At 51.4% G+C, this 15732-nt stretch carries 15 protein-coding genes; 4 read left to right on the plus strand and 11 right to left on the minus strand.

The window, feature by feature from the left end; translation table 11 throughout:
* Window positions 1-392: 392 nt before the first annotated feature.
* From rlmC to nfsA, 9 genes are all read right to left on the minus strand, one after another.
* Window positions 393-1526: a 23S rRNA (uracil(747)-C(5))-methyltransferase RlmC gene (gene rlmC / locus BUB06_RS17830; protein WP_039475698.1), complete on the minus strand. Its 1134-nt coding sequence runs from the start codon at window positions 1524-1526 to the stop codon at window positions 393-395.
* Window positions 1527-1650: 124 nt separating this feature from the next.
* Window positions 1651-2103, minus strand: a complete 453-nt coding sequence (locus BUB06_RS17835) for a YbjO family protein (RefSeq protein ID WP_039475695.1) — start codon at window positions 2101-2103, stop codon at window positions 1651-1653.
* Between the two features lie 189 nt (window positions 2104-2292).
* Complete coding sequence (potI, locus tag BUB06_RS17840) at window positions 2293-3138, minus strand: putrescine ABC transporter permease PotI (protein WP_010306623.1); 846 nt, start codon at window positions 3136-3138, stop codon at window positions 2293-2295.
* Window positions 3135-4100, minus strand: coding sequence for a putrescine ABC transporter permease PotH (gene potH / locus BUB06_RS17845; protein ID WP_039475692.1), 966 nt, complete (start codon window positions 4098-4100; stop codon window positions 3135-3137). The genes potI and potH overlap by 4 nt, the downstream gene beginning before the upstream one ends.
* Window positions 4101-4114: 14 nt before the next feature.
* Window positions 4115-5248: a putrescine ABC transporter ATP-binding subunit PotG gene (gene potG, locus BUB06_RS17850; RefSeq protein WP_039475710.1), complete on the minus strand. Its 1134-nt coding sequence runs from the start codon at window positions 5246-5248 to the stop codon at window positions 4115-4117.
* Window positions 5249-5450: 202 nt separating this feature from the next.
* Entirely contained in the window at window positions 5451-6560 is a 1110-nt protein-coding gene (potF, locus tag BUB06_RS17855; protein WP_010306634.1) for a spermidine/putrescine ABC transporter substrate-binding protein PotF, read from the minus strand.
* Window positions 6561-6931: 371 nt separating this feature from the next.
* On the minus strand, window positions 6932-7411 hold the full coding sequence (locus tag BUB06_RS17860; RefSeq protein WP_010306638.1) for a type III secretion system chaperone family protein: 480 nt from the start codon (window positions 7409-7411) through the stop codon (window positions 6932-6934).
* A 280-nt stretch (window positions 7412-7691) separates the two neighbouring features.
* On the minus strand, window positions 7692-8603 hold the full coding sequence (rimK, locus tag BUB06_RS17865; RefSeq protein WP_039475690.1) for a 30S ribosomal protein S6--L-glutamate ligase: 912 nt from the start codon (window positions 8601-8603) through the stop codon (window positions 7692-7694).
* Between the two features lie 16 nt (window positions 8604-8619).
* On the minus strand, window positions 8620-9339 hold the full coding sequence (gene nfsA, locus BUB06_RS17870) for an oxygen-insensitive NADPH nitroreductase (protein WP_039475687.1): 720 nt from the start codon (window positions 9337-9339) through the stop codon (window positions 8620-8622).
* Window positions 9340-9647: 308 nt separating this feature from the next.
* Here nfsA and BUB06_RS17875 point away from each other — a divergent pair, with 308 nt between their 5' ends.
* Window positions 9648-9914 carry a GrxA family glutaredoxin gene (locus BUB06_RS17875; RefSeq protein ID WP_010277298.1) on the plus strand — a complete coding sequence of 89 codons (267 nt, stop codon included), beginning with the start codon at window positions 9648-9650 and terminating at the stop codon, window positions 9912-9914.
* Window positions 9915-10005: 91 nt separating this feature from the next.
* On the opposite strand, the gene BUB06_RS17880 is transcribed toward BUB06_RS17875, so the two are convergent.
* Window positions 10006-10377, minus strand: coding sequence for an inner membrane protein YbjM (locus tag BUB06_RS17880; protein WP_010306649.1), 372 nt, complete (start codon window positions 10375-10377; stop codon window positions 10006-10008).
* A 376-nt stretch (window positions 10378-10753) separates the two neighbouring features.
* On the opposite strand from BUB06_RS17880, the gene BUB06_RS17885 reads away from it, so the two are divergent.
* The 3 genes from BUB06_RS17885 (at window position 10754) to deoR (ending at window position 14378) form a co-directional block, all read left to right on the plus strand.
* A complete protein-coding gene (locus BUB06_RS17885; protein ID WP_010306652.1) occupies window positions 10754-12442 on the plus strand; it encodes an aspartate:alanine antiporter in 1689 nt (562 codons plus the stop codon).
* A gap of 462 nt (window positions 12443-12904) precedes the next feature.
* Entirely contained in the window at window positions 12905-13573 is a 669-nt protein-coding gene (deoC, locus tag BUB06_RS17895) for a deoxyribose-phosphate aldolase (RefSeq protein WP_039475682.1), read from the plus strand.
* A 31-nt stretch (window positions 13574-13604) separates the two neighbouring features.
* A complete protein-coding gene (gene deoR, locus BUB06_RS17900; RefSeq protein ID WP_039475681.1) occupies window positions 13605-14378 on the plus strand; it encodes a DNA-binding transcriptional repressor DeoR in 774 nt (257 codons plus the stop codon).
* A gap of 144 nt (window positions 14379-14522) precedes the next feature.
* On the opposite strand, the gene BUB06_RS17910 is transcribed toward deoR, so the two are convergent.
* Complete coding sequence (locus BUB06_RS17910; protein WP_010307319.1) at window positions 14523-15728, minus strand: serine hydrolase; 1206 nt, start codon at window positions 15726-15728, stop codon at window positions 14523-14525.
* Window positions 15729-15732 lie beyond the last annotated feature (4 nt).

A 15732-nucleotide genomic window follows, 5' to 3' on the forward strand; every position in this document is an offset into this window, starting at 1 on the left:
TCTATGCTATGGCGTACTTCATACTCAACAGCCCTATGACAAAAATTACGGCGTCGTAACCGATTGAAGTGCTTGACTGGCAACACGGTTACTCAACCGCCGCAGCTCCTTGACCTCTGGCTTTGAAGGCGTGAATTATGCCGCTGCGCGGTCCCATCGGCGTTCATGACCGCTAATCGAGCCGCCAGTGACGCGTTTACTCGCCCCATAAATGGGGCTCGCCCTTCGGGCCAGCACAAGTGCTGTTCAAAACCTCGTTGACGTTTTGTCCGACGCGGCACTGACTTTCGCGGCATCCATGCCGCTCACTCGGCGGTCAAGCCCACCGATGCATAATTTTTTACGCCTTTTATAGCAAATCCCACAAAGCATTCAGATGTCCTGACTTTGCCTTAGCCATCCTCACGCTTCAGTAACGTCAGCACTTCGTAGTGCGCCGTATGCGGGAACATATCGAACAGCTGTACGCGCAGCGCACGGTAATTCGCCAATTCCGTCATATCTTTCGCCATGCTTTCAGCGTTACAGCTGGAATAGAGAATATAGTCTGGTGCCATGCGGCTCAGGTAGGCACACAGTTCGCTGCCGATACCTCGGCGCGGCGGATTGACCAACACCAGATCGGGAATTTCCGCTTTAGCTGTCGCGAACTGCGTTGAATCCAGCGCCTGAAACTCCACCTGCTTCAACCCTAACTGTTCCGCAGAGCGACGCGCGCAGGCTATCGCCTCAGCGCTGATTTCAATGCCCGTCAGACGCATCTCAGGTGAAGCACAGTGCAGGCCAAAACCCCCTACCCCGCAAAACAGATCCCACATGCTAGTAATATCCAACTCTGCAACCCAATCGCGTGCTGTCGCATACAGCGCGGCTGCCACCTGTGGGTTCGTCTGGAAAAAGCTTTGCGGGCGAATATACAGCGGTACCTGATTGAATTGTTCAGCCAGCGCGGCAGCGTCACTCAGGATAATCTCCGTTTTCCCTTCCATAATGGCCTGATGTACAGGCTGGATATTGGCGGATATCACCTCAAGCTGAGGTAATTGCTGCTGTAGCCACGGCAATGCGGCACGCAACTGCGCAAGCTTCGTTTCTGAGCGCAAGACAAAACGCAGCATGAACGTACCGTGCTGCCTACTTTCTGTCAGCAGCAGGTATTTCAGTTCCCCGCGACGTCGAGCCACGTTATAAGGCGTCAGCCCTGCCCTTGCGATGAAGACTTTAAGCACGTCGAAAACCGGCGCAAAGCTGGACGGATAAAGCGGGCAATCGCAGAGATCCACCGCCGTTCCATCGCGATGCAGCATCCCCAGCAGCGGGCGTTCCACACTGCCGCTTACCACCATTTTGGCTTTATTACGAAATGCAGACTGCGCAGAAGGTTGCACGGGCAACCAGCGCTGCACGGCGTGAGGGTGCAGCAAACCTTCAAGATGCTGCTGCTTATCAGACAATTGCTGCGGGTAGGCTTTTTCCAACCATTGGCAGGAACGACAGGTTCCCGTGCTGTAGCGGGCACAATGCATAAAAATCTAACTATTAAAATAATACGGAATGCGAGGATTATATCACTCTGGCGGCGTCACCCTGCGACCTTTTACTGATTCATGGTGACGCCAGCAGCCAGATTAGCTCATAAGAGAGAAATGCCTACTTCTGCCGCGTAAAAAAACGCTTACTGCGTCGTGGCAAAAATAGTAAAACAATCACCAGAAGATCCGGGATCTTTTGCAACAGGAGCTGATGCAGCACGGCAGCATTGTTCTCTCCTGAGATATGAAATATCGCTGGCATAAGTTCACTGAGTGACGCTAGCAGCAGGTAACACACCACGACGGCCTGACAGGCCACATAACCCCATCGCCCCCAGTTCACTCCGGCCAAAACGGCAAAGCCACAGCGAATTTCAACGCCGACGATAATCAGCGATAGCAGTAACACCAGCGTTGAATCCCAGGCTTCCGCGTTGCTGCCAATCCAGCCGCTCAAATCGCTGAGCCCTAGCTCCCACACCAGCAGCAAAATCCCCAAAAAACGGGTGGCAATAATCGCAATCCCCGCCACCATCACTGGCACCGGGGCATAAACTTTGCGTTGTGTCATTTCCTTCTTCGTGTACAGAATTTCAACGCTCTCCCTTCATGTGGCATTTACTCGCCAAAAATACAGCACCAATATAGAATCCGATGCCAATATAAAACGTGATACTGATATAAAACAGCAACGCCCCCATACTCTGGCGGCGTTGCTGGAAATCTTCGCTAGGCTAACAAATTACGATGAGAAATCGAATCAGCCGCGTCTCGCTTTTTGCATATCACGATAGCGCTGCTTCTCTGCTCTCGCCATAAACCACCAGGCGATAAACCCAATAATACCAACGACTAACAATATCAGGGAAGCCAAGGCGTTAATTTGTGGATTAACGCCCATTCTGACGCTGGAGAACACCAGCATTGGTAACGTTGTCGAGCCGGGCCCAGCTACGAAGCTGGCGATAACCAGATCGTCCAGCGACAGCGTAAACGCCAGCAGCCAGCCGGAAAGCAGCGCGGGAGCTATCATCGGCACAGTGATGATGAAGAACACCTTGAGCGGATTCGCCCCCAGATCCATCGCTGCTTCTTCAATCGAACGATCAAGCTCACGCATGCGAGCGCTGATCACCACGGTGACATACGCGGTACAGAACGTGACGTGCGCCAGCCAGATAGTGAACATCCCTCGCTCTGCTGGCCACCCAATGGCATGCCCTAATGCAACAAAGAGCAACAACAGCGACAGGCCGGTAATCACATCCGGCATGACCAGCGGTGCCGTCAGCATAAAAGCAAACCCATTGGAGCCACGGAAACGGCCAAAACGCACCATGACCACGGCGGCGATCGTCCCAAGAATCACGGCCATCGTTGCCGAGGCGGCAGCAATCGTCAGGCTCAGGAGCACTGCGCTGATCATCGCCGTATTGTGGAACAGTTCGACGTACCAACGTGCTGACCAGCCAGCCCATACGGTCACCAGCTTGGAACTGTTGAACGAGTAGATCACCAGCATCAGCATCGGCGCATAGAGGAACGTAAAGCACAGCACCAAAATCACAATACGCCACGGTGAGCGAACGACAGGTAAATTATTCACGCTTCACCCTCCGCAGTTTTACTCTGATGTTTGTGGAACCAGATAATCGGCATAATCAACAGCAACAGCATGACGACGGCAACGGCAGATGCCACCGGCCAATCGCGGTTATTGAAGAATTCCTGCCACAGAATACGGCCAATCATGATGCTGTCCGGACCGCCGAGCAGTTCTGGAATCACGTACTCCCCCACCGCAGGGATGAAGACCAGCATAGAGCCCGCAATAATTCCGCCTTTCGTTAAGGGGACGATCACGCTGAAGAAGGTTCTTAGCGGTCGCGCGCCCAGATCCAACGACGCTTCCACTAACGAATAGTCCAGACGCATCAACGCGGTATAGATCGGCAACACCATAAACGGCAGATAGGAATACACAACGCCGATATAAACCGCCAAATTGGTGTGCAGAATGACCAGCGGTTCATCGATCACACCCAGCCACAGCAGAAAGTTATTCAGGATTCCGTTATTTTTCAGAATCCCCATCCAGGCGTAGACGCGAATCAGGAATGATGTCCACGATGGAAGAATCACCAGCAACAACAGGATATTACGCGTTGACGGTTTACTGTGCGCCACCGCCCAAGCTAGCGGATAGCCGATAAGCAAGCAGCACAGCGTCGACACGGCAGCAACCTGAAGCGATTGCATATAGGCATCGAAATACAGCGGATCGTCCAATAAATGCAGGTAGTTCCCAAGGTTCAGGGAAATATCCAACTTGCCGTCCAGCCACGAAACCAGATCGGTATAAGGCGGGATCGCCCGCGCCATCTCTGCAAGACTGATTTTGAACACGATCAGGAACGGCAGCATAAACAGCAGCAGCAGCCACAGATACGGCAGCGCGATGACCAGCTTGCGCCCATGTTTTTGACGCCAGCGCGCCATCAACACACGGAGCCAGAATCTAGCCTTGCCCGGTGGTTCCGCCGTGTTATGTTCGGGAAATGAAGTCATGGTTTTCTTCCTCGCTACACCGTCAGAACCACACAGCTATCCGCATCCCAACACAGCCGGACCTCATCTCCACAGGTCGGCGTGCCTTTGCGATAGCGGTAGGCATTTTGTAACTGCGCGCTGATAGTTTGCCCGCTGTTGAGTCTGACGTGGTAAATCGACAAGTCGCCCAGATAAGCGATATGCACCACTTCCCCTACCGCGAAGTTACAACCGTCGGCCGGAACCTCTTCGCACAGCATGATTTTCTCAGGACGCAACGCGATGTAGACCGGAACGCCATCGACCACCGAGACATCCGAATCCACCTTCAGCGGATGCACCAGTCCGGGGCTTTTAATGATCAGCGCATCGTCCTGACGTTCCTGCAAGATCCCTTCAAACATATTGACTGAGCCGATGAACTCCGCGCTGAAACGCGTGTTCGGGTGTTCATAAATCTCTTCCGGTTCGCCAATCTGTACGAATTTACCGCGATTCATAATGGCAATACGACCCGCCATGGTCATGGCTTCTTCCTGATCGTGCGTCACCATCACGCAGGTCACGCCCACACGTTCCAGAATATCGACGACTTCAAGCTGCATGCGGTCGCGCAATTTTTTGTCCAGCGCCCCCATCGGTTCGTCCAGCAGCAGAAGTTTGGGACGCTTCGCCAGACTACGAGCCAACGCAACACGCTGACGCTGGCCGCCGGAAAGCTGATGCGGTTTACGATTGGCGAACTCTTGCATGTGCACCAGCGATAACATCTCTTCCACACGATCTTTAATTTCTGCGCGCGGTAGCTTGTCCTGCTTCAGACCAAACGCGATATTCTTTTCCACCGTCATATGTGGGAACAGCGCATAAGACTGGAACATCATATTAATGGGACGCTGGTAAGGCGGCACCAATGACAAATCCTGACCATCCAGAACAATCTGCCCCTGCGTGGGAAGCTCAAAACCTGCCAGCATGCGCAACAGCGTGGATTTCCCACAGCCAGAGGCACCCAGCAGAGCAAAAATTTCGCCTTTATAAATCGTCAGACTGACATCATCGACGGCGGCCTGACCATCGAAAGACTTCGTCAGGTTACGCACTTCCAGCAGCGGCGTGGCCGCTTTTTGAGGTTTTGATTGAGGGCGGGGGATCGCGTCATTCACTTCGCATTGCTCTCCGGCAAAAGCAGAACAAGTCACACCGTGGATGCCGCCATTCAGGGCTTTTGCATTCAGCGGTGTGACACAATATAGAGAACGAACAGGCGGGTTAGCCGCCTGTTCGCCACATTTTATACCCATCCATTCTCAGGTTGCTGAGACCAGCAACCGTCAAGCGCGTGGGTAACGATTCAGATCCAAGAGGCTACTTGCCGCTTTTAACCTTAGTCCATGCGCGAGTACGCGTACGGTCAATCTGAGGAGATTGCACTTTGAGCGTAAACAGTTTGGCACGCACATCCGCTGGCGGATAAACGCCTGGGTTATTACGAATTTCTTCGTTCACCAACGGTAAGGAAGCCAGATTACCGCTCGCGTAATATACGTGGTTACTGATTTCAGCCATCACTTCTGGCTTCATCAGGTAATCCAGAAACGCATAGGCTTCATCCAGATTTTTAGCATCTTTCGGAATGGCGAGAACGTCAAAGAATGCCAGCGCGCCTTCTTTTGGAATGCTGTACTGGATATTCACGCCGTTCTTCGCTTCTTTCGCACGATTCCCTGCCTGCAAAATGTCACCCGCCCAGCCTACCGCGACGCAGATATCGCCGTTTGCCAGATCGTTAATGTATTGCGACGAATGGAAGTAGCGAATGTTCGGACGCAGTTTCAGCAGCAGATCGGTCGCAGAGGTGGTGTAATCACCCGGCTTGGTGCTGTTCGGATCTTTACCCTGATAGTTCAGCACGGTTGCAAAGATCTCTTCCGGTGCATCCAGGAAGGAGACACCACAGCTTTTCAGCTTTTCCAGATTTTCTGGCTTCAGCACCAAATCCCAGCTGTTAACCGGTGCATCAGCACCCAGCGCGGCTTTCACTTTCTCAACGTTATAGCCGATGCCCGTGGTCGCCCACAGGTAAGGCAGGGCATATTTATTGTCTGGATCGTGCTGTGCGATCAACTTCATCAGCTCAGGATCCAGATTTTTGTAATTCGGCAGTTTGCTCTTGTCTAATGGCTGAAAAACTCCCGCAGAGAGCTGGCGCTCCAGGAAGCTAGCAGAAGGCACGACCAGATCAAAACCCGTGCTGCCCGCCATGAGTTTGCCTTCCAACACTTCGTTGGAGTCAAACACGTCATAGACGACCTTAATACCGGTTTCTTTCTGGAAATTGGCTAACGTGTTCGGTGCGATATAGTCGGACCAGTTATAAACATGCAGCGTTTTCTCTTCCGCAGATGCGGTGACGGACGCGGCCATCAGCAAGCCGGTAACAACACCCGATAGCCATTTTTTACGTTGGGTGAACATCCGTTCCTTCCTCCATACAAGGGGTGATTCATGGGAGTTAATCTGTATCGTTCCGATACAAAATATGTCCTGCCGCGCTATCCAACCGGTGAATGAGTATGCACCGATTTTTATTCGCTCAGACACAGACATAGCCCTGATTTCGCTGTCTGTGTCTTACAGGAATAAAGCATAACCCCACAACATCGTGCGCACCATACTTGAACGTAAAAAATGGGTTTTAACGATTATTTATTCACATTTTATCGATGTGATGAAGGCGTTTGGCGGCAAACAAAGTGAAATATCTGGCAATAATGCGAAATAAGCAGAATAAATGACGCCGAAAGGAAAATAAGTAAAACCAATTGCTGCCGTTGGCAGCAACCGTATCAATGCAGATGTGAGGTGGTGACTCTGGCAGCAGAGCCCTCTTCTTCCTCGCCGATAAACAGCAGATTATTAGCACTGGCCTCAAGAATCACCATTGAGATCTGCTCTTCGGACTGCTGCATGAAATGTCTGAATTGTTCCAGCGTCATGCCGGCAGCCACACTGAATGACTGGCAGACGATCAGCTTCGGCAGGTTATCGTCCTGAACGTCGATAAACGCCTTGACGGTCAACGAACTGGCATTGATTTGGCTCAGGTCGCCGACCAGAGGAATCAACGCGCTGGGCTTCACTTCGGCAAGTGCGGAAAACAGGATTACGTTATCTACCAGATCAACTTTCGCATCGAACACGCCATCAAAATTTTGCATATGAGGAAGATGGAGCGCCTGACAGGAATCACATTCGAAATACAGAATATTCAGTTGATCCAGCCACCGCCGTAGCATAGCCAAATCCGGGACGATGAGTGAATCCATCATATTTGCCTCATACCTGTCGCCGTAAAGACAGCGTTGTGAAAAGAGAGCACCGCTCACTCAGGAACGATGTTAAAACAGAAGCCGCCTTAAAACAGAAACGCGGTTAAAAACGGCCCATAGCTTACGGAATATTGCGCGACGATGCCATGATAAAAGCGCCCCACCACCCGCTTTCCTCGTTCCGCTGCACGGTGACACGCCGGAGAGCGCCGCTGTCCGGTGCCTATGCGCCAATAAGCAACACCGTATTTTACGGCGCGGTCCCTGTTTCAGAAAGCTAACTTTTACTTATTGTTGTCGATATTGCGAAGCGCCTCAGGGTATTTTGCTCAATAAACTCAATCATCATGTCGGCAATATCGAGTCCGGTCGTCGTTTCAATCCCTTCCAGCCCCGGCGAGGCGTTGACTTCCATCACCAGCGGCCCCCTATCGGCACGCAAAATATCGACGCCTGCAACATTCAGCCCCAGCGTTTTTGTCGCCTTGATGGCGATCGCACGCTCCTTCGCCGTAATCTTCACTTTATTCGCTGACCCGCCGCGATGCAGGTTTGAACGGAATTCCCCCGCTTTCGCCTGTCGCTCAATTGCTGCAACAACCCGGTTGCCGATCACAAAACAGCGGATATCTTTACCCTGCGCTTCATGCACGTATTCCTGCACCAGGATGTGCGCATTCAGCCCGCGAAAGGCATCAATCACGCTTTCCGCCGCCTGTCGCGTCTCGGCCAATACCACACCGATTCCCTGTGTACCTTCCACCAGTTTTACGACCAGCGGCGCACCGCCCACCATCGCAATCAGATCGCCGGTATCATCCGGTGAGTGAGCAAATCCGGTGATAGGCAAATCAATTCCTTCGCGGGCAAGCAGTTGCAGCGAATGCAGTTTGTCGCGGGCGCGAATGATGGCGACAGAATTATTCAGCGGGTAGCTGCCCAGCATTTCAAACTGGCGCAATACCGCCGTACCATAAAACGTGATCTGTGAACCGATACGCGGAATAACCGCATCAAATTTATCCAGCCGACGCCCGCGGTAATGCACCGACGGCGCCGCCGAATTGATATTCATGTAGCAGGAAAGCGGGTCAATAATCTCAATGCTGTGCTTGCGCGCCTCAGCCGCTTCACGCAGGCGTTTGCAGGAATATAACGCCCCATCACGAGACAGAATGGCTATCTTCATAAATATCCTACGGATACTAGCGTATCGCCCATCCTTGTTGATGTAAGTAGTCCAGCATAAAGGGACGTAACTCTTTTTTCAGCGTCCGTTCCACGTGCTCACTCCAGCTTTCACGACGACTACCGGTACGTTGTAGATAATATTCCACCATTTGCTGATCGTATTGCGCCAGCACATCGCGGTTGAGTGGCTGATAGACATTTTCATGCAGCAGCATAGCGGTTGGCATGCGCGGTTTTAGCATGGGTTCCGCGTCCGGGTGCCCCAGACACAGGCCAAACAACGGCAGAACTAACGTTGGCAGTTGCAACAGCTGCGTCACGTCAGCAATTCGATTGCGGATCCCGCCGATAAATACCCCGCCCAATCCCAATGATTCGGCGGCAACCAGCGCATTCTGCGCCATGATAGCGGTATCGACGCAGCCAATCAGCAATTGCTCCGCCAGCCCAGTTTCTGCCTGTGGGAAGATCGCCACATGCCGATGGAAATCGGCACAAAAGACCCAAAATTCCGCCGCCTGTGCCACATAGCCTTGCTCACCGGTATAATGAACGAGCGTTTCCCGCACGGCAGGATCGGTAATACGGATAATTGAGCTGCATTGTAAAAAGCTGGAGCTGGACGCACTTTGTGCGGAGGTAATGATGGCGTGGCGTTGCTCATCCGTTATGGCCTGAGACGTAAATGCGCGAATAGAACGGTGGCGCTGTAGCAAATCAATCATTGGTGTCACACTGGCATCCTTCAGTCGGTAAAGTACATCTCATAGGCAGCTTGAAGTATGACGAGATTATATCGTAGCTCAGGCGGAATCTGCATTACCTCACCACCTAATAGCTTCAGCAAATCGTTGTAACAGGTAATGACTACTTTTTTTCATCAATGAATGCGGGCATAGTATTGATAAATTTCGGTATAGTAGCGCGATTCGCAGTAACCTCATTGACCGTAACACTTTTAGCCGTGACCTTGTCTGTAATAGGCGTCACGCTATCCGTTTCAAGAATGAGAACATTTTTCTAATTTTACAAAGGAGTTTACATGTTCGCTGTAATTTTCGGGCGCCCAGCTTGCCCTTATTGTGTACGTGCGAAAGAACTGGCAGAGAAACTGGCCGAGCAACGTGATGACTTCAGCTTTCGCTATGTAGACATCCACGCAGAAGGCATCTCGAAAGAAGATTTGTCCAAGACGGTTGGAAAGCCGGTTGAAACCGTACCGCAGATTTTTCTGGATGAAAAACACATCGGCGGCTGCACTGATTTTGAAGCCTATGCCAAAGAGCACCTGGCCCTGTTCCAGTCATAATCATCAAGCTGACAAAACAGTAGATCATCAAACTGACAAAACAAGCGCGGAGACCGTCCGCGCTTTTTTATAGGTTCAGAATAGAACCCTCTCAACGAAGATAGCGTCGATACAGACTCCGCAAACACAGCACGCCCATTGCTCCCAGTACGCACCAAAAGACCGCGCTCATTACGTAGGCCAGTTCTTGCCAGAAAGAACGCATCGGCGTATTCCACAAGTGGAGCACCAACAAGCATACGGGCATTGCCGCCAGCGCGCCAAACAGCGGGTAAAGCAGGCGACCGCGCGCAGAAAGAAAACAGGCCACCATGCCAGGCAGCAGAAAAAGCAACATTCCTGGACTACCGCGTAGCCCATCACTCACCGCAACCTCTGACACCTCAATCTTTTGACTCAGAAACACGACGGTGAACAATAAAAAACAGCAGGTCGCACCGACCCAGCCTTTATTTCTTGCCATAAATCGCCCCCACTCAATATGCCTCCCAACCTGCATCAACCAGATACCGAAAATATGCGGCATGGTAAAAATGATTGGTGTATCTATTCCCCGATATGAAAAACATGAGGCTTCGCTACGATTTATTCGACACGCGGGCTGTCCACAGGAAAAGACGATAACCCAACGTATTTCTTCAACAGCGGCACCACAATCATTAAATTAAACAATAATTACACTGAACAATTTTTATCGGATAAATTATACTGAACGAGGCTAATTCCTTTCAGCTGACGCGTATTGATACCGTCACGGGAATTCATGCATTTCATGGCTAAATCTAGCCGCTATAATGAATAACATCAAGAACTTACTGGTAAACAACAAGTTACATTCCATGAATATAAACGTCGCTGATTTGTTAAATGGGAATTACATTCTACTTTTATTCGTGGTTCTTTCATTAGGACTCTGCCTGGGGAAATTGCGCCTCGGGCCAGTACAACTCGGTAATTCCATTGGAGTTTTAGTTGTTTCTTTATTACTCGGCCAACAGCATTTTTCGATTAATACCGAAGCGCTGAGCCTCGGTTTTATGTTATTTATTTTTTGCGTGGGCGTGGAAGCTGGGCCGAATTTCTTTTCTATTTTCTTCCGCGACGGAAAGAATTATTTCATGCTGGCGCTGGTGATGGTCGGCAGCGCCATGTTACTGGCGTTAGGCTTAGGCAAATTCTTTGGTTGGGGAATTGGCCTGACGGCGGGGATGCTGGCCGGCTCTATGACCTCAACGCCGGTACTGGTCGGGGCTGGCGATACGCTGCGCAATACCGCCAGCTTGGGTAACCAGCTCGGTATTGAGCAAGATCACCTGAGTCTGGGCTATGCGCTGACGTATCTGGTCGGTCTGGTCAGCCTCATTTTTGGCGCACGCTACCTGCCCAAACTCCAGCATCAGGATTTACCCACCAGCGCTCAACAGATTGCACGCGAGCGCGGATTAGACCCGGACAGCCAGAGAAAAGTCTATCTACCGGTGATTCGCGCCTATCGCGTCGGGCCGGAACTGGTTGATTGGGCGGACGGCAAGAATTTGCGCGAGCTGGGGATCTATCGACAAACTGGCTGCTACATCGAACGCATCCGACGCAACGGAATTCTGGCCAACCCTGATGGTGACGCCGTCTTGCAAATCGGCGATGAGATCGCGCTGGTCGGCTATCCTGATGCCCATTCCCGCCTGAATTCCAATTTCCGCGATGGCAAGGAAGTTTTCGACCGCGATTTGCTGGACATGCGCATCGTGACGGAAGAGATCGTCGTCAAGAACCACAATGCCGTCGGCAAACGCCTGAGCCAATTGAAGCTGACCGATCACGGCTGTTTTCTTAACCGCATTGTCCGCAGCCAGATTGAAATGCCGATTGACGATAACGTCGTCCTGAATAAAGGCGATGTCTTGCAGGTCAGCGGTGATGCAAGACGGGTAAAAAGCATTGCGGATAGGATCGGGTTCATTTCTATTCATAGTCAGGTCACCGATCTGCTCGCCTTCTGCGCCTTTTTCGTCATCGGCGTGATGGTCGGGCTGATCACCATCCAGTTCAGTAACTTCACCTTTGGCATCGGTAACGCGGCTGGATTACTGTTCGCTGGTATCATGCTGGGGTTCCTGCGCGCCAACCACCCGACCTTCGGCTATATTCCGCAAGGCGCACTTAACATGGTCAAAGAATTCGGCCTGATGGTTTTTATGGCGGGCGTTGGTCTGAGTGCAGGTAGCACCATCAACAGCAGTCTGGGAGAAGTCGGTATCCAGATGCTAGCTTCAGGACTGATTGTTAGTCTGCTGCCAGTGGTGATTTGTTTTCTGTTTGGTGCGTATGTGCTGAAAATGAACCGTGCACTGTTGTTTGGTGCCATGATGGGGGCACGAACTTGCGCCCCCGCAATGGAAATTATCAGCGATACGGCACGCAGTAACATCCCTGCGCTCGGCTATGCAGGTACCTATGCCATCGCTAACGTGCTACTCACCTTAGCGGGCTCACTTATCGTGGTTATCTGGCCTGAACTGCCCGGCTGAAAAAATGTAAAAAATCGTCATATTATTTTTTAAAAGCCAGAACTTTTTCTTTGCTCTAAAGTCTGAATAAGTGCCACTGCTTTTCTTTGATTCCCCTTATTGAGGAGCCCATCGTTCCCGCCTTTCAGGTTCAAGAACGATGGGCGTTTTCTTTTCTGTTTCATACGATTCAAACCCCTCCACCTTTTCATTCTCCCTATCGTCGGTATCACATTTACTTCATTTTTTGTTATTAACATAACAAAATTTAATTTTATTGTTATTTTTGTGACATTAAAATTATTGAGTGTCATAATCACGCTATCTGATTTCTAATCGATACCCTAAATAATTCGAGTTGCGTGAAGGCGGCAACCGCGCGAATCCCCAGGAGCTTACACAAGTAAGTGACTGGGGTAAGTAAGGGCTGCCAACGCACAAGCAGCTTGAAGTATGACGGGTATACATCTCCAAGGATTTGCCATGACTGACTACGCACGCTATATCGACCACACCCTGTTGGCAGCCAATGCCACCGAACAGCAAATCGCCACTCTGTGCGATGAAGCGATCGCTCACCGTTTTTATGCCGTCTGTGTTAACTCAGGTTACGTTCCTTTAGTGGCCGAAAAGCTGAAAGGCACTGAAGTACAGGTATGCTCGGTTATCGGTTTCCCTCTTGGTGCAGGCCTGACATCCAGCAAGGCTTTTGAAGCGAAAGCGGCGATTGATGTCGGTGCTCAGGAAATCGATATGGTGATTAACGTTGGCTGGCTGAAAAGCGGGAATATTGCCGCCGTCAAAGCAGATATTCAGGCCGTGCGTGAGGTTTGCGCCGCTATACCGTTGAAGGTAATATTGGAAACCTGTCTGCTTGATGACGAACAGATTGTCATGGTGTGTGAGATGTGTCGTCAGTTGGATGTCACGTTCGTCAAAACGTCTACCGGTTTCAGTACGGGTGGCGCACGTGAAGAACACGTTCGACTGATGCGTAGCACCGTCGGCAGCGAGATGGGTGTCAAAGCATCCGGCGCGGTTCGCGATCGCCAAACGGCACAGCGTATGATTGAAGCAGGTGCCACGCGTATCGGCACTAGCTCAGGCGTCGCTATCGTTTCAGGTGAAACAGCCGCAGCAGGAAACTACTAACAACAAAAATAGCTTACTAGCAGGGAATTTTATGGAAACGCGGCGCGACGAACGAATCGGCAGACTGGCTCAGGCATTAAAGAAAACCGATAAACTCCATCTTAAAGACGCCGCACAGCTACTCGGCGTGTCCGAGATGACCGTGCGCCGCGATCTGAATGCAGATTCCACCAGCGTCATGCTGCTCGGCGGCTACGTTGTTAGCGACCTGAAGAATAACGGTGTCACGAATTATTTTGTCTCCGACCAGCAGAGCAAGCACGTAAGAGAGAAGCAGGCTATCGGTACCGCCGCTGCCTATCTGGTGGAAGCAAACGATACCGTTTTTTTCGACTGTGGCACCACGATTCCCTTCATCATCGATGCCATTCCTGATGAATTATCCTTTACCGCGATTTGTTATTCTCTGAACACGTTTTTAGCGCTACAGGAAAAAAAGGCGTGCAGAGTGATTTTGTGCGGCGGGGAATACCATCCAGATAACGCGATTTTTACCCCGCTCAACCAGCGAAGTGAGCTGGACAACATCTGCCCGAATAAAGCCTTTATCTCTGCGGCAGGTATCGAACTGACTGCGGGTGCCACCTGCTTTAACTTTGCTGAACTGGGCATGAAGCAACGCGCGATGGCGACCGCGCAGCGAATTATTATGGTGGCGGATAGCAGCAAATTCGGTCAGATCAAACGCGCCTGTATCGGCCCGATGACGCTGTTTGATACGGTCATTTCCGACTGCGCCCCGAGCGAATCCTACTTACGCTATTTTTCCAACAACGGCATTCAGCTCATCCACCCAGGGAATTAGAGTCTGTCCCAGTAGGCGTTATTGGTGCAGCCAGTTTGGACACGGACAGCGCGCAGAAACCGGAGCGTACACGTAGTACGTGAGGATTTCGAGCACTGCCCAGGTTCAAAATGGCAAATAAAATAGCCCTAATGAGGTAGGCTCTTAGCCGAATAGCCCACCGAACCACTGCTGCACCTTCATCATAACCGTATCCCAGAGGCGGCTAAAGAAACCGGCCTCTGGAATATCATCCATCGCGACCAGTTCGCGCTGTCCGATGCTCTTGCCGTCCAGTTGGAAGTCGATAGTGCCGACAACCTGATTCTTGGTTAGCGGTGCGGAAAGCTGCGGCTGATTGAGCGTAAAGCTGGCTTTCAGGTTCTTCATTTGTCCTTTCGGGATGGTCAGCGCAGCATCCTGTGCGACGCCAAGCCGTGCCTCTTTCTCAGTACCAAACCAGACCCGCTGCGTGGTAAAAGGCGCATCCGTCTTGATAGGCGTTACCGTTTCGAAAAAGCGGAAGCCCCAGGTGAGCAGTTTTTCACTTTCACGGAAGCGAATGGCATCCGTTTGCGCCCCCAACACCACGGAAATCAGGCGCATATTACCTTCGGTGGCCGAGGCCACCAGATTGTGCCCCGCTCCGTTGGTATGGCCAGTTTTCACACCGTCTACATTCAGGTTAGTGCTCCACAGCAGACGGTTACGGTTAGGCTGGCGAATGTTATTGAAGGTGAACTCTTTTTCCTTGTGCAACGCGTATTCTTCTGGCACATCGCGAATCAGCGCCTGCCCTAATAGCGCCATATCGCGCGCGGTGCTGTACTGCCCCGGCGCATCGAGCCCGTGCACAGTAAGAAAATTCGTATTCGTCAGGTTAAGCGCCTTCGCATAATTGTTCATCAGGCTAACGAACGCATCCTGACTACCCGCGACGTAATCCGCCAGCGCGATACTGGCATCATTGCCTGACTGAATGACAATGCCTTTATTTAACTCAGAAACAGGGATGCGGTCGCCCGGCTTAAGGAACATCAGCGACGAACCGCGTAGCGCCGGATTGCCGGTTGCCCAGGCATCTTTTCCGACGGTCACTTCATCCGTCGGACGAATTTTACCGGATTTGATCGCCTGCCCAATCACATAGCTCGCCATAATTTTTGTCAGGCTGGCAGGGTCAAGGCGCTCATCGGCATTGCTTTCCGCCAGCACTTTACCGCTGTGGTGATCGATCAGGATATAGGCTTTGGCATCAATTTGCGGCACCGCTGGCAACTGTTCCGCATAGGTGAATGGCACTAAACCAACAAGCAATACCGTACCTACAGAGAAAGACGTGAGTCTGGTCAGGAAAGGAGTTGTTTTCATGAGT

It is taken from the genome of Pectobacterium carotovorum (assembly GCF_900129615.1).
Classification (GTDB): domain Bacteria; phylum Pseudomonadota; class Gammaproteobacteria; order Enterobacterales; family Enterobacteriaceae; genus Pectobacterium; species Pectobacterium carotovorum.

What these genes read in the sequence shown, in the direction of transcription:
- rlmC (WP_039475698.1), bottom strand. Translation starts at nt 1,526, where the DNA reads ATGCATTGTGCCCGCTACAGCACGGGAACCTGTCGTTCCTGCCAATGG.
- BUB06_RS17875 (WP_010277298.1), top strand. Translation starts at nt 9,648, where the DNA reads ATGTTCGCTGTAATTTTCGGGCGCCCAGCTTGCCCTTATTGTGTACGT.
- BUB06_RS17880 (WP_010306649.1), bottom strand. Translation starts at nt 10,377, where the DNA reads ATGGCAAGAAATAAAGGCTGGGTCGGTGCGACCTGCTGTTTTTTATTG.
- potF (WP_010306634.1), bottom strand. Translation starts at nt 6,560, where the DNA reads ATGTTCACCCAACGTAAAAAATGGCTATCGGGTGTTGTTACCGGCTTG.
- potH (WP_039475692.1), bottom strand. Translation starts at nt 4,100, where the DNA reads ATGACTTCATTTCCCGAACATAACACGGCGGAACCACCGGGCAAGGCT.
- rimK (WP_039475690.1), bottom strand. Translation starts at nt 8,603, where the DNA reads ATGAAGATAGCCATTCTGTCTCGTGATGGGGCGTTATATTCCTGCAAA.
- BUB06_RS17835 (WP_039475695.1), bottom strand. Translation starts at nt 2,103, where the DNA reads ATGACACAACGCAAAGTTTATGCCCCGGTGCCAGTGATGGTGGCGGGG.
- BUB06_RS17860 (WP_010306638.1), bottom strand. Translation starts at nt 7,411, where the DNA reads ATGGATTCACTCATCGTCCCGGATTTGGCTATGCTACGGCGGTGGCTG.
- deoC (WP_039475682.1), top strand. Translation starts at nt 12,905, where the DNA reads ATGACTGACTACGCACGCTATATCGACCACACCCTGTTGGCAGCCAAT.
- deoR (WP_039475681.1), top strand. Translation starts at nt 13,605, where the DNA reads ATGGAAACGCGGCGCGACGAACGAATCGGCAGACTGGCTCAGGCATTA.
- BUB06_RS17885 (WP_010306652.1), top strand. Translation starts at nt 10,754, where the DNA reads ATGAATATAAACGTCGCTGATTTGTTAAATGGGAATTACATTCTACTT.
- BUB06_RS17910 (WP_010307319.1), bottom strand. Translation starts at nt 15,728, where the DNA reads ATGAAAACAACTCCTTTCCTGACCAGACTCACGTCTTTCTCTGTAGGT.